Origin of the sequence: Yersinia sp. 22-579 (assembly GCF_030433455.1) — a bacterium.
GTDB classification, from domain to species: Bacteria; Pseudomonadota; Gammaproteobacteria; order Enterobacterales; family Enterobacteriaceae; genus Yersinia; species Yersinia enterocolitica.
On record NZ_JAUJTZ010000003.1, the window covers coordinates 84,487 to 106,083 of the forward strand.

A 21,597-nucleotide genomic window follows, 5' to 3' on the forward strand; every position below is an offset into this window, starting at 1 on the left:
ACTGAAGTCTGTGAGTGGATATTTGTTGATAATAGATAAAGCAGTCATATTAAGGCTCATCGGTATTAACACCTATACACAAGAGATAATATGATTGATTTAATTATTTACTAATAAAACAAACACATACTGTATTTTTATCACAGCGAGTTTATTACTGTATCCAGCGATGCTGGATCAAATCACATAGAGATACATTTGTGACACCATGAGTGAACTTAAGCTACAAATTTGATGGGCAATTAAACAACATGTAACATATTTTATATATCGGAACACAAGAGAACTTTGTGTAGGAATTTTCCTACATGAAATTTCATTTAAGGTTTGTTTATTATTATCAGATGGCTATTAAAATCAGCTTATTATAATTTTCTGTTCGCTTAATAAGCTAAAATAAAATCTGAAAACAAATTAATTTAAGATATTAACCGGGCATAATTCTGAAAATAAAGGGCATTAATAATGAATTCGCTTTATTAATTTAAATTTGGCTAACGAGATGATGGCCTAAATTATTTTGTTCTTCAGTTTTCAGTGGGGATGTGACCAGATTATTCGAGCGAAATTAGAGCGAGGAAAGTCGGTGCGTAAGGTTTATCAGGTAACGACGTCATACAGGCTTAGAGGCGGATGAAGATTGATGCTGATTACAGTTGTGATAATCAGTGGTTATGGACCAGAGTGGTATCCTGTAGCTTGAATACCACTCTGATAAATTACTGGTGTGTCACCACCACCAGACGAATGGCATCCAAACGCCAACCCGCCTGATTAAGGTTTTCCAGCACCATTTTACGGTTATGTTCCAGAGTCTCTATTTCGTCATCACGAATATTGGGGTTAACCGCTTTCAGGGCTTCCAAACGTGCCAGCTCGGCACTCAATTTATCGTCCGCTTCATGCTTGGCTGCTTCAATCAGCAAACGCGCCTGTTCTTCAACTAGTGCTTCTGCTTGTTGCAACATTGCGTGAACTTCTTGCTGAACCGCGTTGACCAGTTTGCTGGAGGTATGGCGATTGACGGCATTCAACTGACGATTGAAGCTTTCAAATTCTACTTGTGCTGCCAGGTTGGTGCCGTTCTTGTCCATCAGCATCCGTACCGGTGTTGGGGGTAAGAAGCGGGTCAATTGCAAGTGTTTCGGCGCTTGCGCTTCAACCACATAGACCAATTCAGCAAGCAGAGTACCTACTGGCAATGCTTTATTTTTCAACAGCGAAACCGCACAGCTTCCGGTGTCACCGGAGAGGATCAGATCCAAACCGTTACGGATGATCGGGTGTTCCCAACTGACAAACTGAGCATCTTCGCGCGATAACGCCTGTTCGCGATCAAATGTCACCGTGCAACCATCCTGTGGTAATCCTGGGAAATCCGGCACCAGCATATGGTCAGATGGCGTCAGCACAATCAAATTGTCGCTGCGATCTTCCTGGTTGATCCCAACAATATCGAACAGGTTCAGCGCAAAACTGACTAAATTGACGTCATTGTCTTGATCCGCAATGATTTCTGCCAGTTCTTGCCCATGTTCGCCCCCGTTGGAGTGCATCTCCAGCAAGCGGTCACGGCCCTGTTCCAATTGCAGTTTCAGCCCTTCATGCTGCTGGCGACAGGTGTGGATAAATTCATCCAGCCCTTCCTGTTCACTTGGCGTTGCCAGATAAGTAATCAATTCTTGATAGCCGCTGTCATAAATAGTGCGGCCCGTCGGGCAGGTGTGCTCGAAAGCATCCAAACCTTCGTGATACCAGCGCACCAGTATCGCCTGCGCGGTATTTTCCAGATACGGCACCATTATCTGGATTTCACGGTTTTGGCCGATCCTATCCAGACGACCAATACGTTGCTCAAGCAAGTCCGGATTAAAAGGTAAATCGAACATCACCAGTTGGCAGGCAAACTGGAAGTTACGCCCTTCAGAGCCGATTTCTGAACACAATAATACCTGTGCGCCGTCTTCTTCGGAGGCAAAATAGGCCGCCGCGCGGTCACGTTCAATCAGTGATAAACCTTCATGGAATACTGCGGCACGGATAGCTTCGCGCTCGCGCAGCACTTGTTCAAGCTGCAATGCGGTGGCGGCTTGTGCACAAATAACCAGCACTTTCTCATTGCGGTTAGCAATCAGGTAGTTAAGCAGCCATTCAACCCGTGGGTCAAAGTTCCACCAAGTGGCGTTTTCGCCTTCGAATTCTTGGTAGATTTGCTCTGGATAAAGCATGTCTTTAGCCCGTGCTTCGAGGCTTTTCTTGGCCCCCATAATGCCTGACACTTTAATTGCCGTTTGGTATTGAGTTGGCAGTGGCAGCTTAATCTGATGCAAGACACGGTGTGGGAAGCCTTTCACCCCATTACGGGTGTTACGGAACAAGATACGGCTGGTGCCATGTCTGTCCATCAGCATAGTCACCAACTCTTGACGTGCCGCTTCGCTATCTTCAGTTTGGCTGTTTGCCGCTTTCAGCAGTGGCTCGATATCCTGCTCGTTAATCAGCTCACCGAGCAGATTCAGCTTATCGTCAGTTAAGCGCTCACCACCCAGCAGCAAGGTGACAGCATCGGCGATTGGGCGGTATTTTTGCTGCTCATTAATAAATTCTTCGTAATCGTGGAAGCGGTCAGGATCAAGCAGACGCAAGCGAGCAAAGTGGCTCTGCTGGCCCAGTTGCTCTGGTGTTGCGGTCAGCAGCAAGACGCCGGGAATATGCTCGGCCAGTTGTTCAATAACTTGATATTCGCGGCTCGGTGCTTCCTCACTCCAGGCCAGATGGTGTGCTTCATCCACCACCAGCAGGTCCCAGGAGGCATCGGCTAATTGCTCCAGACGCTGTTTGTTACGGCGCACAAAGTCCAGCGAACAAATGACCATTTGTTCCGTTTCAAACGGATTGGTACTGTCGAGCAGGGCTTCGGAATAACGGCTGTCATCAAACAATGAGAAGCGCAGATTGAAGCGGCGCAGCATTTCAACCAGCCACTGGTGTTGCAAGCTTTCCGGCACCACAATCAGGATACGTTCAGCACGGCCTGACAGTAGTTGCTGATGGATAATCATCCCCGCTTCAATCGTTTTACCCAATCCTACTTCATCGGCCAGCAAGACGCGTGGCGCATGGCGTTGACCCACTTCATAGGCGATATGTAATTGGTGTGGGATCAAGCTGGCACGGATGCCGCGTAAACCACTCCAGGGTAGGCGGAACTGCTCACTTTGGTATTTGCGGGCGCGAAAACGCAGGGCAAACCGATCCATGCGATCGATCTGGCCAGCAAATAATCTATCTTGCGGTTTGCTAAAAGTCAGTTTGCTATCGAGCAAAACTTCACGCATGGAAACGCCGGTTTCCTCGGTATCCAGGCGAGTACCAATGTAGGTAATCAGCCCGTTCTCCTCAGACACTTCTTCCACTTTCAGCTGCCAGCCTTCGTGGTGAGTGATGGTATCGCCCGGATTAAACATGACACGGGTAATGGGAGAATCATTTCTGGCGTAAAGTCGGTTTTCACCGGTTGCGGGAAACAGTAAGGTGACCATGCGTACGTCAATGGCAACGACAGTACCCAATCCAAGTTCGCTTTCTGTATCGCTGATCCAGCGTTGACCAAGTGTAAAAGGCATAAATTATCGGCTCGATTTTTTTGTTGGACTGTTATGAATAGAAAAGTCTGGTAAATATGATTGATGCGAATTTTGGCAAGGGCGCTATGGTAATGGAAGCAGAGCGCTGCGTCACCTGTAAAACGGCTCAATTGCGATTAAAATAACCCCATCTGACCGGTTATCAGTGTGGTGAAGTCATCATGCATGAAGGGAAGTATAGCGTCTGCCACAGGCTGCAGCTGACGCGTCAGGTAGTGATCGTAATCGATGGGGGATTGCCGGGTTTCCAGTGGTTCGGGGCCAGCAGTGGTCATGACATAGCTTATCCAGCCGCCATTTTGATATTGCAATGGCCGCCCAAGCTTGCGGTTAAATTCATCCGCCAGACGAGCAGCTCTGGCATGAGGCGGGACATTACGCTGGTAGTCATCCAGCCGGCGGCGCAGGCGTTTACGGTAAATGAGTTGTTCGTCTAGTTCGCCATTGAGAGTGCGGGCGACATAATCCCGTACATAGTCCTGATAAGGTTGCTGCTGAAAGATCTTTAGATACAGTTCGCGCTGGAATTGCTGGGCCAGAGGTGTCCAATCCGTGCGTACCGTCTCCAGCCCCTTATAGATCATCTGGTCACCCGCAGGGGTTGAAATCAACCCGGCATAGCGCTTTTTGCTGCCTTGTTCTGCACCCCGGATGGTGGGCATCAAAAAACGTCGATAGTGGGTTTCAAACTCCAATTCAAGAGCACAGGGCAGATCAAAGGTTTCACGGATATGGGTTTGCCACCATTGATTCACATACTGCACCAGCTCTTTGCCGATATTGGAGGCCTGTTCTTCACTATGGGCGTTTTTCAGCCAAACAAAGGTTGAGTCGGTATCGCCATAAATGACCTGATAGCCCCGTGCTTCAATTAATTCGCGGGTTTTTCGCATAATTTCGTGGCCGCGCATAGTAATTGACGAAGCCAATCTGGGGTCGAAAAAACGGCATCCGCTGGAACCCAGAACACCATAAAAGGCATTCATGATTATCTTTAAGGCTTGGGATAATGGCTTGTTTTGCTGACGTTTTGCTGCTTCTCGTCCTAACCAAATCTGGTTAACAATCGCCGGTAGACAGTGTTTTTCGCGCGAGAACCAAGCCCCGCGAAAACCGGGCACAGCATGTTGCTCATCAGGCTGGGACATTCCCACCACCAATCCCACCGGATCAATCAAGAAAGTGCGGATAATTGAGGGATACAAGCTTTTGTAGTCGAGTACTAGTACCGAGTCATACAATCCTGGCTGAGAATCCATTACAAAGCCGCCAGGGCTGTGCTCTTCCGGCAACTCGCCCAAATTGGGCGCCACATAGCCGATACGGTGCATGCGTGGCATATAAAGGTGGGTGAAGGCCGCGACTGAGCCGCCACTGCGATCCGCGGCCAACCCGGTGACCGTTGCTCGCTCAAGTAAGAAGCTGAGTAATTCGGTTTTGGCAAAAATCCGCGTCACCAGTTCACAATCTTTCAAGTTATAGTGCGCCAGAGCCGGTTTATCATTGGCAAAGCGCTGATTGATTTCGTCCATCCGCTGATAGGGGCTATCACTGGCTTTACCTTCGCCCAATAAGGTTTGCGACACCGATTCCAGGCTAAACGACGGGAAATTCCAGGTGGCGGATTTCAGTGCTTCAATGCCATCAATGATTAACCGACCCGCGGCCGAAGCAAAAAAGTGCCCCTGCTTAAAACCGTGCTCCCGCCACTCCAGCAAGTTGCCGCCACGGCCAAAGCGCAGTGGGATTTGATAGCGGTCGGCGTGCTTTTGTAGCACGCGCAAGTCAAATTGCACCAGATTCCAGCCGATAATGGCATCGGGATCGTGCAGTTCCAGCCATTGGTTGAGTTTTTCCAATAATAGCGGGCGGCTGGCGACATATTCCAGAGTGAAATCCAGCGCCGCTTCATCGGCCTGATTGCCATTGGGCGGCCCCAACATGTATACCTGCCGCTGGCCGCAGCCTTCCAAACCAATACAATAAAGCTCGCCGTGTTCGCTGGTTTCGATATCCAGCGACACCAGCTTTAGTGTCGGGCGATAGTCATCGGCAGGCTTCATTTGGGTATTGAGCAGTGGGCCATTGCCATTGTTTTCGCCGCTAAACCAGACTGGCGCGGTAATAAAACGCTCCATGAGAAAGCGCTCTGGCGGGCGAATATCACCTTCGTAGACATTCACTCCGCTTTCTTTGAGCAGTTTTTCCAGGCGGATTAATTGACGATGCTGGTTGCAATATAGCCCCAGAACCGGGCGCTGATGGAAATCGGTCAGTTCAAGAGGTCGCAGTTGCCAGCGGCGCTCATCACGCAGCACGGTTTCAGCCCGTTGCCGCTGTTCTGCCGGGATAAACGCTACCGAGGGTTGAGGCGGCAGCCTGACTTGCTGCGGGCCTTCATCGGTGGCTAACCAGAATTCAACTTCGGTGCCTGCCTGCGTGTCGCGCCAGTGGCGGGTGAGCAGGAAGCCCTGACGAGTTTGCACCACGCGACTGTCCTATAATAGAGAAATGAATGAATCACACTGGGATATCATGTTTCTTTAGTATGGGTATTTATACAGTAATTGTCTATTTCAATGATGATTTACTAATAATACATACAATTCGCTGATTGACTCATTTCGCGGCACGCCGGACAATCCTTGCCCCTGAGCCTTGGGTGTTAACCAACGGACAAATCTATGGAAGCCTATTTATTACATTTACTGACGCAATCTCTGGCTTTCACGCTATTTGTCGTCATGTTAGTCACTTTTTTAGAATCGTTGGCGCTGGTGGGTATGTTACTGCCCGGCACGGTCATGATGACCAGTGTCGGCGCATTGATTGGCAGTGGAGAAGTGGGTTTTTATACCGCCTGGGCTGCCGCGACGGTAGGGTGCTTGATGGGGGATTGGCTCTCATACTTTATTGGTCGCCGCTTCAAAGAGCCGTTGCACCGTTGGTCTTTTCTGAAAAAACATAAATCGCTGTTAGCGAAAACTGAGCATGCATTGCATAACCACAGTATGGCTACCGTGCTACTGGGGCGTTTTATTGGCCCGACACGGCCTATTGTTCCGATGGTCGCGGGGATGCTAAATCTACCGCCGGTAAAATTTGCCTTACCGAATGTGATTGGTTGCCTGACCTGGCCACCGCTCTATTTCTTCCCCGGCATACTCGCGGGCGTAGCGATTGATATCCCGCCGAATGCCAACAGTTACATGTTTAAGTGGCTCTTGTTTATCGTTGTGATGCTGATTTGGCTGGCGTGCTGGTTGTCATGGCGCTGGTGGCGTTTTGGCAAACGCAGCCCGGATCGCTTGAGCAAATGGTTGCCTTTGGCCCGCTTGCGTTGGGTGACGGTGCTTTCTATTATCGTGGCCATTGCCAGCTTTATCTGGTTGCATATGCAGCCCATTATGCCGATTTATCGTCATTTGTTGTGGAAGGTCATTGCTGGCTAAAAATGCCCAGCACACTGGCTTCGGGGGCGGTGCCGTTAACCAGTGCTTGAGTGGGGCCGTCGTAGTAAATGCGGCCATCGACCACCAATAAAGTGCGCTCGGCAATGCGGGCGGCGTCATCCAAATTGTGTGACACCATCAGTAATGTCAGATCGCGGTTAGTACACACCTGACTGACCAATTGCAGCATTTCATTGCGCAGTGCCGGGTCTAATGCGGAAAACGGCTCGTCCAGCAACAGGATAGGTTGGCTACGCACTAAGCAACGTGCCAGCGCCGCCCGCTGGCGTTGGCCGCCAGAAAGCTGTGCCGGTAGCCGGTCGAGGCACGCTTCCAATCCGACTTGTTGTGCTATTAGGCCGAGCAGCAACTTTTGCTCATGATTGAGCTTTAGCCCCGGATGCAATCCCAATCCAATATTCTGTTCGACAGTTAAATGCGCGAACAGATTATTTTCCTGAAACAACATCGATACCGGCCTTTGGGCGGGTGGAGTGATGGTGTGATCTTGATTATTCAGCAGCATACGGCCACTGGCTGGCGCTAAAAAGCCCGCAATCAAACTCAGCAGAGTGCTTTTACCTGCGCCACTTGGGCCAAGAATAGCCACTCGTTCACCCGGTTGAATGCGCAGATCAAAGCGCATCGGTAAGTGGTCGTACAGATAGGTGATTTTCTCAAGCTTTAGCATGGCGGCTCGGCAATTTTTCAATAAGTGTAAACAGCAGGAAACACAGTAATAGCAGCAACAGGGCAGTTACTGCGCCATCATCGCTGCGATAAGACCCTATCTGCTGATAAAGATAAAATGGCAAGGTACGGAAGTGCTCGTTACCAAACAGCGCCACCACACCAAAATCCCCAAGAGAAAGTACCGTAGCGAAGGCCAGTGCTTGAGCCAGAGGGCGTTTCAATGCACTGAGTTCAATATGGCGCAACCGGTGCCAGCCGCGAATATCCAGTGATAAACACAGCGGTGTATAGCGCTCGGCAAGATCCCGCATCGGGTTATCCAGCACTTTTAAAGCATAGGGCACCGCCATCAGCGCATTGGTTAAAATCACCAGTGCATAGGGGGATTGCGGCAAGCCCAACGTATCATTGAGTAATAAGAAAAAGCCGGTCGCCAACACGATACCCGGCATCGCCAGAATCACCATGCCGCTGACGTCCATGGCTTGTCCGTAAGCCGTGTGGTGGCGCAGCTTCAGTTCACGACTGCTCCATAACAGCATCATGGTTAGAGTGACACACAATAACCCCGCGCCAATGGCGATGGTCAGTGAGGTAAAGAAGGCGTGCCACAGTGCCGATTGCTGGAGCACGGTCAATATCGTTTTATTGCTGCCATCAATCACGACAGCCAGTAATGGCGGCACCATCAATAGTAATGCCGCGCCGATTAACAGGGTATCGCTGATGCGTGACCAGGCGCTGTCCTGCTGACTGCGCCAGATTTGCCCATGAGTATTGCCCACTGCCAATACTGAACTTAGCCGCTGGCTCAGTACCACCAATCCGAGGCAGCAGCCCAGTTGGATCAGTGCCAATAATGCCGCGCGCCCTAAATCATAGTCATAACTGAGTGCTTGATAAATAGCCAGTTCGATAGTGGTGGCTTGCGGCCCGCCGCCGAGCGAGAGCACCGTGGCGAAGCTGGCAAAACACAGCATAAAAATCAGTGCGGCAGTGGGTAGGATCTGGCGGCGTAGATAGGGCCACTCAACCCAGCGAAAATGCTGCCAGCCATTCATGCCCAGTTGTGCGGCTAACTGGCGCTGTTCAACGGCAATGCTTTCCAATGACTGCAATAGCAAACGGGTCGCCAGCGGCATATTAAAGAAAATATGCGCCAGCAAGATCCCCTGTAGACCATAAGGCGAGAAGTGGTAATCCATCCCCAACCAGCCAAATAGCGCCGCCAACCAACCTTGGCGACCATAAACGGTCAGAATACCAAAGATGGCGACCAACACCGGCAGCACTAGTGTCATGGCGCATAAGCGCAACAGCAGTTGGCGGCCGGGAAAGCGGCGGCGGTATAAGGCGCGCGCTAAAAAAATCGCCGGAATAACTGACAGTAATGCGGAGAGAAACGCCTGCCAGAAAGTGAAGCGAATCACATGCCACAGATAGCTGTCATGCCAGATGCTTTGCCAATCCGTGTCAGGGGCGTGCCGCCAGATAGCCGTGAACGCCAGCAAAGCGACACCGACTATCAGCAAAGCGGCCAGTAGCCCCGGCCATAACCACGCGGGGATCAGCGGCTGACGGCGGATTGCCATGCCTGGATCCATTTGCCACGATTATCAGCCACGTCTTTAGCATCAAATTGTAATGCTTTTTGTGGCACGGTCAGGGTGTCAAATCCGGCAGGTAAATCCATTTTGATCACTGGATACATCCAGTTGCCGGTCGGAATATGATTCTGGAATGCAGGTGTGACCATAAATTGCATAAAGCGCTGCGCCAGTTCTGGTTGTTTGCTGGATGCCACTACACCGGCGACTTCCACTTGCAGATAGTGGCCTTCGCTAAAATCGGCAGCGGCATAGTGACTTTTCTTCTCTTCAATCAGATGATAAGCCGGAGAGGTGGTGTAACTCAGCACTAAATCCCCTTCACCTTTCAGGAACAAACCGTAGGCTTCGCTCCAGCCTTTGGTCACGGTGACGGTTTTCTTCGCCAGTTGCTGCCATGCTTGCGGGGCTTTATCGCCATACACTTTTTGCATCCACAACATTAAGCCGAGGCCAGGTGTGCTGGTGCGTGGGTCTTGATAAATGACCTTCCACGGCTCTTTACTGTCGACTAATTCTTGCAGACTCTTAGGCGGGTTTTTTAATTTGTTTTTGTCATACACAAAAGCAAAATAGCCATAGTCGTATGGGACGAAGGTCTTATTCTGCCATTTTTCCGGCAAAGTCAGTTTGCTGGTATCTACCTGACTTGGCACGAATAATCCGGTTTGTTCCGCCGCTTGTACTAAATTGTTATCCAAACCTAAAATGACATCGGCCTGACTGTTTTTACCTTCCATGCGCAAGCGGTTTAGTAGTGAAACGCCATCTTCCAGCGCGACAAATTTAAGTTGGCAATTGCACTCGGCTTCAAAGGCTTTTTTAATGGCAGGCCCTGGCCCCCAATCGGCAGCAAAAGAGTCATAGGTATACACTGTCAATGTGGGCTTATCAGCAGCCACAGCGGCCGCAGACAGTAAAAATAAGCAGGGAATAAGGCGTTTAAACACTTTGCACTCCTTAAGGATAAAGGTGGCAAAGGTATCTGAGGCGGTAGCTAACATCGGTATCCATAGGGAGTACAGGTGTTATCTTTCTCAAATCCCTCCGCCGGTGTTAACCGGATCAGGTTCGACGGGTTTGCTCTCAGCTAACTTGCCGTTTTCCGCAATTTAGCACCCCGTTGAGACGTCGCTATTGTAGAGATTAATTTGAGTAGGGGAAAGGGTATTGTTGGTCGAGAAGATATTTGTGAGTCAGTAGATGCAGTCAATAATTATCCAATATTAAATACCCATAAGATATTAATAAATCAGATTAACGCTCGGGGTATATTCTTAAAATAGAGAGATAAACCCACGCAAAGGCTGAAATAGACCTCTATGAGTAGGCAGTCCAGTGATACCGGTTGAAAGATAAGATATTATCTCTTTTTGATAATTTAATTATGGATGATATTGATGGATATTTACTTAAATAGAAGGGAAAGGGATAATAATTACTTTCTTGCATTGGCTCATTCGGCGGCTAACGACTTAATGAAAACAGCAAAAATTGTTTCTTCCCGCCATATTAAGGATTTCTTCCTTAAAGCGAGATTTGAAAGTGAAGTAAAACAACTGTCAGATGGCAACCTAAACATTATTCGTAATGCAAAAACCGATTCAGAGTGTCGTGCTGCGATCAGTAATATAAAAGAGGAGTGTGCCAATATAGAAAGGCAAGGCACTATGCTTTCTCTGGATAGAGCAAAAGTCTATATGACAATTAATATGGAAAAATATAATAATGAAATTGGTTATACCATAAATGCCATTGGTGTTGTCACTAGTGGCCTCCAGATGAGCACAGGTCTTGGGCTTATAGTAAAATCTGGCTTTATGCTGGGTAAATTAGCAGGGGCACATTTAGTCGTAAGTGGTGCCAGTACAGGGGCTGAAAATTTTCTCCGTCTGCTGGGCGACGATGAATACACTGGCGTGATGGAGAAAGGGTACAGAGCGACCGCTAAGTTTATGGGATTTGAGCCAAAAGTAGGCTCGATGGCTTATCATGCTGTGGATATGGCATCATCACTGTATGGTGTGGTTGCCCTGAGTTTAAAGCCTGATGTTTTGCGATTGTTTAGATATATCCCTAGCGATTATTATAGAAATATTACCAAAATGAGTCAGGGGGCTTTGTTACTAAAATTTGCTGGGGCAGGAAATAAAATACGCATTATCTCAGATATAAATTATCGTGAAGATGCAAGCCATTTCTAATGAAGTTCAAGGGGAGTTACTCCCCTTTATTCTTATTTTTTAAAAATCTGTATGCTTTAAAAGATAATTTCATTGGGGTAATCAAGTTTATACAGAAAAAGGAAAATATCGCAATAACCAGATAAACGGATAGTTCAATTAAAACTGGCTTGGTAACGATGAGTGGATATAGTAGTAAAACTAAAAAAATGCAAAAGCAGCTAGGAATAAATCTTTTCTTTAAATCAAGAATGAGTGATTCCAATGTATCACCTTCATTGGGATACTCAGCGGTCAGAAATTTCTTTAATCTATTGACTTCTTTTTCCGTAAAACCGTTAGCTAACAGTTCTTTCTCCATTTCGATATTTGTCACCGCGCTATCTCCTTATTCTGCGTCAGTTGGTATTATATCGTTAAGGAGATGGTGCCGTCCAATGTATTAATTGAAGTTGTTATTATCAACATCCCCGCAGGGTATTATTCTCCACAGGGAAAGTGAATAAAGTTTTAAGCCTCAGGCGGTGTAAACCAGGCCGATTTGAAATCAAACCAGCCGAGTGTATTCATACGCACACCGCGCATACTGTGTTGGCCGTATAATTCTAGCCAGTGATGGAACAAGGGATGGAATTGATTGTGGCTGACCAGTCGTTGGCTCCAATCCGCCATCTGTAAGGTATTATTGCGCCATAATTCAACGTCTTGGTGTAATTCTTCATCCAGACAATATTGCAGTAGCGGCAGCTCATATAAAGTGGCAAACAGAGAAAATTCCAGTGGCAGGTAGAAGTTAGCGCTGCCAAGCCACATGTCGCTCTGGGCATCCCCTTGATACCACTGTGTGTAGTCCACCACGTATATTTTTAAATTAACACCTTGATCTGCTAGCAATTTTGTTAGTGTCTGACTGATGGCATCAAACTCTGAATGGTGACTGTAAAAGGTGAGAGTCAGTTCGGTCAAACCTTCTGGTTTCGTTTCCAATACTCTTAATCGGTTATGATGCCAGCGCGGCAACATGCCGTAGGCCGGTGACCAATAGCGCTGATAAAAGGGATCAGCATGACTGAGCAGAGCGACGGGCGTAATCAGTTCACAAAGCCAGCGGCGAATATCAGGATTGCGGGTCAGGGGAGAGCGCTGGTCAAACAGTAAAAAATAGCAGCCTTCTTCCAGTCGACTTTCCAGTTCATTTTTGCTGGTATCGTCGGCCTGCAATTGTACGCCGGAATAAACCAATTCTTCAGACAGCTCTGGTAGTACCCAGATATTGACCTCATCAATCAGTGCACGAAAACCGAAATAGTTATCAAAAGCCTGAATTTTCAATTGGCTCTGGTGATTCCGAATCACAGAATAAGGGCCAGTCCCGATAGGATGCCGACGGAAGTCGGGTTGATTTTCCCACTCTTGCGGCAAGATCATGGCGTGCACACTGCCTAACAGCCACGGCAGCCAGTTATCTGGGGCACTAAGATGCACATCAATGACATACGGCGTGGGTGAACGCACCGCCGTGATATGTGAAAACAGGGGTTGCGGGATTAATCGGGTCAGGCTGGTAATCACATCATTCATTTCCAGCTCACGGCCGTGGTGAAAATGTATCGCTGGGCGCAAATAAAAGCGCCAATGCAATGGGCTTATGGCTTGCCAGTGATGAGATAAGTCTGGTTCTAGTTCCCCATTTTCCTCATTTATCCGCGTCAGGCCATTAAAAATCTGCCGAACCATATGGGTTTCTGATCGGCGTAGCGCTGTGCCCGGCAGTAGGTTCTGTAATGGGCGGTAATAGAGCACGCGCAGAATATGTTTACCTTGCCGAAAGCTGCGCCCTAACTGGGATAGCAGCATTTGGCGTACCGCTTTTTTATCCCCGACCAACTGCACCAACTGATCAATACTCTCTTGCTCCAGTAACTCCTCGGCCCGCTGTTGTTGTAAGGCTAAACCGGAATAGAGGAAGGTCAATTGTGAGCGCTTACCTCGGCCCGCTTCCGCCTGCCAGCTAAGCCACCCCTCTTGTTGCATGCTGCCCAGCAAAGAACGTACGTGGCGACGCGAACAGCACAGCACTTCAGCCAGCTCCTGCAAGGTGGTTTCTGTTGGTAAACCGCTAAAACGTTGCCAGAGGCGAATGAACTGTTGTTGCAGGCGAGAGGTAGACATAAAAGAGGAACTCCTCGACAAATTTCATCAATTTTTCTTTCCCTATATTACGCAGATACTGGTTGCCAATGAAAGTAGCTTAACGCGGCAATGTCGGTGCAATCACAGCCAATGGGAGGGATAAGATGATTTTTAATTTACAACGTTATTCCACCCATGACGGCCCTGGCATTCGTAGTGTGGTATTTCTCAAAGGCTGCTCACTGAGCTGCCGCTGGTGCCAAAACCCAGAAAGTCGCTCACGTCAGCCAGAGGTGTTATTTGATTCGCGCCTGTGTTTATCAGGTTGTGATTTGTGTCAGCAAACTTGTCCGCAAGCAATCCAACGTATTGATAATAAAATTGTTATTCATCGTCAGCAATTAGCAGAAAACGATATTCAGGCGTTGACGGTTCGCTGCCCGAGCGGTGCCCTGACGGTGTGCGGCAGCCCGATTGATATTGATGCCACTATGGAGACATTATTACGCGACTTACCCTTTTATCGGCGCAGTGGCGGCGGGGTGACGTTGTCTGGTGGGGAGCCTTTTATGCAACCAGCGGTGGCGGCTGAATTATTGCAGCGCTGTCACCAGCAAGGAATCCATACCGCAGTTGAGTCTTGCCTGCATACGCCCTGGCGCTATATCGCCCCCTCTTTGCCTTGGCTTGATTTGATGCTGGCGGATTTGAAACACACCGATGAGCAACGTTTTCAACAGTGGACGGGCGGGTCAGTCAGTAGGGTGATGGATAACTTTCGTAAATTAGCAGCGGCAGGCACCAATATCACCGTAAGGGTGCCCTTAATCCCAGATTTCAACGCTGACCGCCGCTCGGTACAAGGCATTGTCGATTTTGCTGCGGATGAGATTGGCGTGAAAGAGATTCACTTTTTGCCTTATCACACGCTGGGCATCAACAAATATTCACTGCTGGGGGAAGAGTATCTGGCAGCCAAGACACCTTTAGATTCTCCTGACCTGCTGGCCTTTGCGGAAAGTTATGCCCGTGACAAGGGTCTTACCGCAATTTTAAGAGGATGACGCAATGACCACTCTCGATTTGGTAACCTTAAGCGAACGGACAAAACAGCATAAAAACGCGCTGATTCATATTGTAAAACCGCCGGTCTGTACTGAGCGGGCTGTGCACTATACCGAGGTTTATCAACAGCATCAGGACAAACCGCTGCCTGTTCGACGTGCGTTAGCGCTGGCCCATCACCTACAGCAACGCACCATCTGGATTAAGAATGATGAGCTGATCATTGGTAATCAGGCCAGTCAACTGCGGGCCGCGCCGATTTTTCCAGAATACACGGTGAGCTGGATTGAGAGTGAAATTGACGAGCTGGCCGATCGCCCTGGTGCAGGTTTCTCCGTCAGTGAAGAAGACAAAGCGGTATTGCACCGGTTGTGCCCGTGGTGGCGCGGTCAAACTGTGCAGGATCGCTGCTATGGTATGTTCACCGACGAACAAAAAGCCTTGCTGGCAACCGGCATTATAAAAGCCGAGGGGAATATGACTTCCGGTGATGCACATTTGGCGGTTAACTTCCCGTTATTGCTGGGAAAAGGGATGGATGGCCTGCGCAGTAAAGTGGCCAGCCGCCGTGAACGGCTGCAACTGACGGACTGGAGTGACCTGCATAAAGAACAATTCCTGAAAGCGATTGATATTTCGCTGGCGGCTCTAAGCGAACATATTGAGCGCTACGCCGCAGTAGCACGGCAAATGGCACTGGATGAAACTCGCGAATGGCGTCGGATAGAGCTACAGACTATCGCCGAAAACTGTGAGTTGATTGCCCATCAGCCACCGCAGACTTTCTGGCAAGCGCTGCAATTGTGCTATTTCATTCAGTTGATTTTGCAGATTGAATCTAATGGTCACTCGGTTTCCTTTGGTCGCCTGGACCAATATTTGTACCCCTGGTATCGCCGCGATGTTGAACTGGAAAACACCCTTAGCCGCGAACAAGCCATTGAAATGCTGCATAGCTGTTGGCTGAAATTGCTGGAGGTGAATAAAATCCGCTCCGGATCGCACTCCAAAGCTTCAGCGGGCAGCCCACTTTATCAAAACGTCACTATCGGCGGGCAAAAGCTGGTACAGGGCAAAGCTATTGATGCCGTGAATCCACTTTCTTATGCGGTACTGGAGTCATGCGGGCGCTTGCGCTCCACTCAGCCAAACTTGAGTGTTCGTTACCATGCCGGTATCAGTGATGATTTTCTGGATGCCTGCGTGCAAGTTATTCGCTGCGGTTTTGGTATGCCAGCGTTTAACAATGACGAAATTGTTATTCCCGAATTTATCAAACTGGGTGTCGAGCCGCAGGATGCTTATGATTACGCGGCAATTGGTTGTATTGAAACGGCGGTTGGCGGCAAGTGGGGTTACCGCTGCACTGGCATGAGTTTCATTAACTTTGCCAGAGTGATGTTGGCGGCGCTGGAGCAGGGCCGAGATGCAACATCCGGGCAGGTATTTTTGCCGCAAGAGCAAGGTTTGTCGAAGGGCAACTTTAGCGATTTCTCTCAAGTGATGACGCAATGGGATGCGCAGATTCGTTACTACACCCGCAAATCTATCGAGATAGAGTGTGTAGTGGATACGGTATTGGAAGAGAACGCCCACGATATTGTCTGTTCTGCGCTGGTAGATGATTGCATTGAGCGTGGCAAAAGCATCAAGCAAGGCGGGGCGCGCTATGACTGGGTTTCTGGTTTGCAAGTCGGGATTGCCAACTTGGGAAATAGTCTGGCGGCGGTGAGAAAATTAGTATTTGAACAACAACTTATCAGCCAACAGCAGCTGGCTACAGCATTAGCCAATGATTTTACCGGTTTGAATGGCGAGCAACTGCGTCAGCACCTGATAAATTCAGCGCCGAAATATGGCAATGATGTTGATGATGTAGATCAACTGTTAGTTCGCGCTTATCAGACCTACATTGATGAGCTGAAGCAATATCACAATACTCGCTTTGGTCGCGGCCCAATTGGCGGTACTTATTATGCGGGCACGTCATCTATTTCTGCCAATGTGCCCTTTGGCGCGGCGACCATGGCAACACCGGATGGCCGTAAAGCACACAGCCCATTGGCGGAAGGGGCAAGCCCGGCTTCTGGCACCGACCATCTGGGGCCAACGGCGGTGTTTAACTCGCTATCGAAATTACCGACCGCCTCTATTCTTGGCGGGGTATTGCTCAATCAAAAATTGAATCCATCTACATTAGATAACCCGCGTGACCGTGAAAAGTTGATGATGATGTTGCGCACCTTCTTTGAGGAGTATCTGGGGTGGCATGTGCAATATAACATCGTGTCGCGGGAGACTTTATTGGAGGCCAAGCAACATCCGGATCGTTACCGCGACTTAGTGGTTAGGGTGGCGGGTTACTCGGCATTCTTCACCGCACTGTCACCGGATGCGCAGGACGATATTATCGCCCGCACTGAGCACACTTTGTAATCGACTGTTTTAACTTATTTTTTGAGTAATGAGTCTTGCTGTAGTCCTGAGTTCCAAAAAATTTCTGAGTAATGGTGTCTTTCACCAGCCAGTGGTTTATGCCACTGGCTTTTTTTATCTTGCGTCTTTGGTGCTGAAACAATATTCACGGCATCAATTATCTGGAGGTAAATTTATGCGGCTTATCTATTTTTCTCTATATAAATCTGCGCGCTTCTGTAGCATAGCGTTCACTCGCTGTTTCTGGCGCTGGAGCCTGGAATGAAATCTGCATTAACCTTTTCCCGTCGTATCAACCCGGTTTTTCTTGCGTTCTTTGTGGTGGCTTTTCTTTCTGGTATTGCAGGCGCTTTGCAGGCTCCCACCTTAAGTCTATTTTTAAGCACCGAAGTGAAAGTGCGCCCGCTGTGGGTTGGGCTATTTTATACCGTGAATGCTATCGCGGGGATTACCGTCAGCTTTGTATTGGCCAAGCGCTCGGATGCTCGGGGAGATCGCCGCAAGCTGATTATGGTTTGCTATCTGATGGCGGTGGGGAACTGCCTGCTGTTTGCTTTTAATCGTGATTATCTCACCTTGATCACCGCCGGTGTGCTATTGGCCTCGGTGGCTAACACCGCCATGCCACAGATTTTCGCTCTGGCGCGTGAATATGCCGATAGCTCAGCCCGCGAAGTGGTGATGTTTAGCTCAATTATGCGTGCGCAGCTTTCATTGGCGTGGGTTATCGGGCCGCCATTATCATTTATGCTGGCGCTGAATTATGGCTTTACTCTGATGTTCAGCATTGCAGCGGGTATCTTTGTGCTGAGTGCGCTGGTGGTGTGGTTTATTTTGCCGTCGGTGAAGCGAGCCGAGCCGGTGGTGGATGCGCCTGTGGTTGCGCAGGGTAGCCTGTTTGCCGATAAAGATGTCCTGCTGCTGTTTATTGCCTCAATGTTGATGTGGACATGCAACACCATGTACATCATTGATATGCCGTTATATATCACTGCTAATCTGGGGCTGCCGGAGCGGCTGGCCGGCTTATTGATGGGAACGGCGGCTGGGCTGGAAATTCCTATTATGCTGCTGGCGGGTTATTCGGTCAGGCGTTTTGGTAAGCGTAAAATTATGCTGTTCGCCGTGCTGGCTGGCGTGCTGTTTTATACCGGGCTGGTGTTATTTAAATTTAAAACAGCATTGATGTTATTGCAGATTTTTAATGCCATTTTCATCGGTATTGTTGCCGGAATTGGGATGCTTTATTTTCAGGATTTAATGCCGGGCAGAGCGGGAGCTGCCACCACACTATTTACCAACAGTATTTCAACTGGGGTGATTCTGGCGGGGGTATTGCAAGGAGTATTAACTGAAACCTGGGGCCATAATTCGGTGTATGTCATGGCGATGATCCTCGCCATTCTATCGCTTATTATTTGTGCGCGAGTGAGGGAAGCTTAGCGCCCCGCAGGGCGCTGTGTGGAGTTTTAGTAGACGGGCAGCAAGTTCAGACTCGACAGGATATGGGCGATGGCATTAATCGCCCCGAATAGTAAAATCAATACAATCATCGGGGTACCGCCCCAGACGCGATACAGCGGGCTACCAAAGCGTTTGCGTGAGGCCCGTGCCAGCAGCGCAGGAACAATGGCGGCCCAGACGGTAGCGGCTAGTCCGGCATAACCGATGGCGTAAATGAAACCATCGGGATAAATCAACCCACCCAATATTGGTGGCAGGAAGGTGATGGCAGCTGTTTTTGCCCGACCCAAACGACTGTCGTTAAATTTAAATAAATCAGCTAGATAATCGAATAAGCCCAAAGTGACGCCCAGGAATGAACTGGCGACGGCGAAGTTTGAGAATACTGTCAGCAGCAGGTCCATTGACGAGCTTTTTAATATCCCGCCTAACGCACTGACCAGCACATCAATATTGCCCCCCTGACTAGCTATTTCGCGAAATTGTGGTCGTGGAATATTCCCCATAGTACCGACCAACCAGATGATATATAGCGCCAGTGCCAGCAAGGTGCCAAATAGCAAGCAGTTGCGGATACGGTGTGGGTTTTTACCGTAATACTTCATCAAACTGGGGACATTACCGTGATAACCGAATGACGCCAGGCAAAATGGCAGTGTCATCAACAGATAGGGCAGGTAGCTTGGGTTGGCGTCACTCAGATTAAACAATTTCACCGGTTCGACATGGCCTAACAACCCGCCGAATGTCATAAAGAAAGTGAGTATCTTGGCACCCAGCACGATAGTGGTCATTCGGCTCACCGCAGTGGTACTGAGCCAAACAATAAAAGCGACGAATAAAGCAAAGAACAGGCCGCCCAATCGGGCTGGGAAGTCTATTCCCATTCCGCGTAGCGTATGCTGAATAACCGAGCCACTGGCAGAGATATAGGCGTAGGCCAGAATGTAGAGAACAAAGGTGACGGTCAGGCCATTTATCACATTCCAGCCGTTACCCAGTAAGTCTTTGGTGATGGTGTCAAAACTGGCACCGGTATGATAGTTGAGGTTGGCTTCGAGGATCATTAATCCTGAGTGAAGCATGCAAAACCAGGTAAAAACCAGAACTGCAATAGACCAATAAAACCAGATCCCTGACATGACAACGGGTAATGAAAACATCCCTGCGCCGACGATAGTGCCTGCAATAATCATGGCACCGCCGAGGAGGGAAGGGTTTTTAATTTTTGCTGCTGTGACCTGATCTTCTAGTGTAGTTTGGGCCATAGTAGGGTGTCCTCGTGTGGTTTTACCACTTATAGAGGTAGCGATTTTGTAGCTGTTTTCCCCCTGCCAGAGCAGCAGGGGGCGTGGTCTTGGTATGGTGGTTGCCGCTTATTCGATAGGTTTTAATCGGGCAACAAAGTGGCGCAGAACAGAGGGTTCGTAGGTGAAGGTTAAGCCTTTGATTTCTTCAGCACGTGATTTGAGTGAAATCAGGGCATCGGCAATGTAATCCATATGGTCATTGGTATAGACTCGGCGCGGGATGGTCAGGCGCAGCAATTCCAATGGCGATGGTTTTTGTTTACCGGTTTGTGGATCACGGCCTAGCAGCAATGATCCAATTTCCACACTGCGAATACCTGCTTCCAGATACAACGCATTATTTAGAGCCTGTGCCGGGAATTGTTCGGCTGGAATATGAGGCAGCAGGATTTTGGCATCGACAAATACCGCATGACCGCCGGTAGGATATTGAATCGGAATACCGCCAGCACGCAGCCGCTCGCCAAGATACTCTACCTGCCCAATACGGTATGTCAGGAAGTCTTCATTCATCCCTTCCTCCAGCCCAATGGCCAGCGCTTCCATGTCGCGGCCGGCCAACCCACCGTAAGTGACAAAACCTTCCATCGGCACGCAACGGATACGAACATCGTTGAATAGGTCTTCATCGGTGCGGAAACAGCACAAACCGCCAATATTCACCATCGGGTCTTTTTTGGCTGACATGGTGAGCATGTCGCCGTATTGATACATTTCCAGAATGATCTCTTTGATCGACTTGTTGCCATAACCTGGCTCGCGTTGTTTGATAAACCAGGCATTTTCACAGAAGCGGGCGGAGTCGATGACCACCGGAATATCATGCTGTTGAGCAATTCGATACACTTCGCGCATATTGCTCATTGAAATTGGCTGCCCACCGGAGCTGTTACAAGTGACGGTGGTAATAATTGACACCACGTTGTCAGCGCCATATTCGGCAATTGTTGCTTTCAATTGGTCTAAATCGAAGTCACCTTTCCAGTCATAATAAGCCACAGTATCAAAGGCTTTCGGGGTGACGACGTTGATAGCTTTAGCGCCATTCATCTCAACGTGAGCGGCGGTGGTATCAAAATGGAAGTTGGAAATAAAGACCGGGTTCTTGGCGCCACCGGCTTTTTGTTTTTTCGCAATCAGGCAAGGGAACAGGATTTGTTCAGCGCCACGGCCCTGATGTGTTGGGATAGTAAATGGGTAGCCAATCAGTTTTTTAACCTGATCACACAGGTGATAATAGTTACGTGAACCGGCGTAGGCCTCATCACCCATCATTAAGCCAGCCCACTGACGATCACTCATTGCCCCGGTGCCGGAGTCAGTCAGTAAATCAATATATACATCTTCACTTGGTAATAAGAATGGATTATAGCCCGCTTCAATCAGTGCTTTCTCACGATCTTCCCGATTGGTCATCCGAATATTTTCGACCATTTTAATGCGGAAGGGCTCAGGGATGCGTTTCATGGCTTATTACTCCAAATATCATTTTTTTTGGATATAGATATACCGTGGCTAATAGGATTGGCTAAAATTAAAAATAGCAATCCGTATTACCTATGACGGCAACAAAATAAAGAAATGAGTTTTTTCAGCCTAAGCTGAAT

Annotated in this window: 14 protein-coding genes and 1 riboswitch; of the genes, 5 read left to right on the forward strand and 9 right to left on the reverse strand. The window is 48.7% G+C overall.

The features are described from left to right. Positions 1 to 719: 719 nt before the first annotated feature. Both rapA and QSV56_RS04535 read right to left on the reverse strand, forming a co-directional pair. Complete coding sequence (rapA, locus tag QSV56_RS04530; protein ID WP_046051610.1) at positions 720 to 3,626, reverse strand: RNA polymerase-associated protein RapA; 2,907 nt, start codon at positions 3,624 to 3,626, stop codon at positions 720 to 722. A 137-nt stretch (positions 3,627 to 3,763) separates the two neighbouring features. Continuing rightward, positions 3,764 to 6,136 (reverse strand): DNA polymerase II, encoded by a 2,373-nt coding sequence (locus QSV56_RS04535; protein WP_263816276.1) that lies wholly within the window; start codon positions 6,134 to 6,136, stop codon positions 3,764 to 3,766. A gap of 195 nt (positions 6,137 to 6,331) precedes the next feature. On the opposite strand from QSV56_RS04535, the gene QSV56_RS04540 reads away from it, so the two are divergent. Then, positions 6,332 to 7,099, forward strand: coding sequence for a DedA family protein (locus tag QSV56_RS04540; RefSeq protein ID WP_019083988.1), 768 nt, complete (start codon positions 6,332 to 6,334; stop codon positions 7,097 to 7,099). Here the strand turns inward: QSV56_RS04540 and thiQ are convergent. The 3 genes from thiQ to thiB are packed head-to-tail and all read right to left on the reverse strand — an operon-like array spanning position 7,086 to position 10,349. Continuing rightward, positions 7,086 to 7,790, reverse strand: coding sequence for a thiamine ABC transporter ATP-binding protein ThiQ (gene thiQ, locus QSV56_RS04545; protein WP_046051608.1), 705 nt, complete (start codon positions 7,788 to 7,790; stop codon positions 7,086 to 7,088). The genes QSV56_RS04540 and thiQ overlap by 14 nt on opposite strands. Beyond that, entirely contained in the window at positions 7,777 to 9,384 is a 1,608-nt protein-coding gene (gene thiP / locus QSV56_RS04550) for a thiamine/thiamine pyrophosphate ABC transporter permease ThiP (protein ID WP_046695450.1), read from the reverse strand. Before thiP ends, thiQ begins: the two co-directional genes overlap by 14 nt. Further along, on the reverse strand, positions 9,360 to 10,349 hold the full coding sequence (thiB, locus tag QSV56_RS04555) for a thiamine ABC transporter substrate binding subunit (RefSeq protein WP_050132124.1): 990 nt from the start codon (positions 10,347 to 10,349) through the stop codon (positions 9,360 to 9,362). Before thiB ends, thiP begins: the two co-directional genes overlap by 25 nt. 74 nt (positions 10,350 to 10,423) lie before the next feature. After that, positions 10,424 to 10,532: riboswitch (TPP riboswitch) on the reverse strand. 267 nt (positions 10,533 to 10,799) lie between these two features. Here thiB and QSV56_RS04560 point away from each other — a divergent pair. Next, complete coding sequence (locus QSV56_RS04560) at positions 10,800 to 11,603, forward strand: DUF4225 domain-containing protein (RefSeq protein ID WP_019080529.1); 804 nt, start codon at positions 10,800 to 10,802, stop codon at positions 11,601 to 11,603. Positions 11,604 to 11,619: 16 nt separating this feature from the next. Here QSV56_RS04560 and QSV56_RS04565 read toward each other — a convergent pair whose 3' ends face one another. Continuing rightward, positions 11,620 to 11,943: a hypothetical protein gene (locus tag QSV56_RS04565; protein ID WP_338651177.1), complete on the reverse strand. Its 324-nt coding sequence runs from the start codon at positions 11,941 to 11,943 to the stop codon at positions 11,620 to 11,622. A 149-nt stretch (positions 11,944 to 12,092) separates the two neighbouring features. Further along, positions 12,093 to 13,754 carry an HTH-type transcriptional regulator SgrR gene (sgrR, locus tag QSV56_RS04570; protein WP_046695449.1) on the reverse strand — a complete coding sequence of 554 codons (1,662 nt, stop codon included), beginning with the start codon at positions 13,752 to 13,754 and terminating at the stop codon, positions 12,093 to 12,095. 125 nt (positions 13,755 to 13,879) lie between these two features. Here sgrR and QSV56_RS04575 point away from each other — a divergent pair, with 125 nt between their 5' ends. The 3 genes from QSV56_RS04575 (at position 13,880) to QSV56_RS04585 (ending at position 18,659) form a co-directional block, all read left to right on the forward strand. Further along, positions 13,880 to 14,779 (forward strand): glycyl-radical enzyme activating protein, encoded by a 900-nt coding sequence (locus QSV56_RS04575; protein WP_019080526.1) that lies wholly within the window; start codon positions 13,880 to 13,882, stop codon positions 14,777 to 14,779. A 4-nt stretch (positions 14,780 to 14,783) separates the two neighbouring features. Further along, positions 14,784 to 17,216: a formate C-acetyltransferase/glycerol dehydratase family glycyl radical enzyme gene (locus tag QSV56_RS04580; RefSeq protein ID WP_301210971.1), complete on the forward strand. Its 2,433-nt coding sequence runs from the start codon at positions 14,784 to 14,786 to the stop codon at positions 17,214 to 17,216. Positions 17,217 to 17,477: 261 nt separating this feature from the next. Further along, complete coding sequence (locus QSV56_RS04585) at positions 17,478 to 18,659, forward strand: sugar efflux transporter (RefSeq protein WP_019080523.1); 1,182 nt, start codon at positions 17,478 to 17,480, stop codon at positions 18,657 to 18,659. Between the two features lie 26 nt (positions 18,660 to 18,685). On the opposite strand, the gene mtr is transcribed toward QSV56_RS04585, so the two are convergent. Together mtr and tnaA are read right to left on the reverse strand one after the other, a co-directional pair. After that, positions 18,686 to 19,948 (reverse strand): tryptophan permease, encoded by a 1,263-nt coding sequence (gene mtr / locus QSV56_RS04590; RefSeq protein ID WP_046051603.1) that lies wholly within the window; start codon positions 19,946 to 19,948, stop codon positions 18,686 to 18,688. A gap of 108 nt (positions 19,949 to 20,056) precedes the next feature. After that, entirely contained in the window at positions 20,057 to 21,457 is a 1,401-nt protein-coding gene (gene tnaA, locus QSV56_RS04595; RefSeq protein WP_301210976.1) for a tryptophanase, read from the reverse strand. Between the last annotated feature and the right edge of the window lie 140 nt (positions 21,458 to 21,597).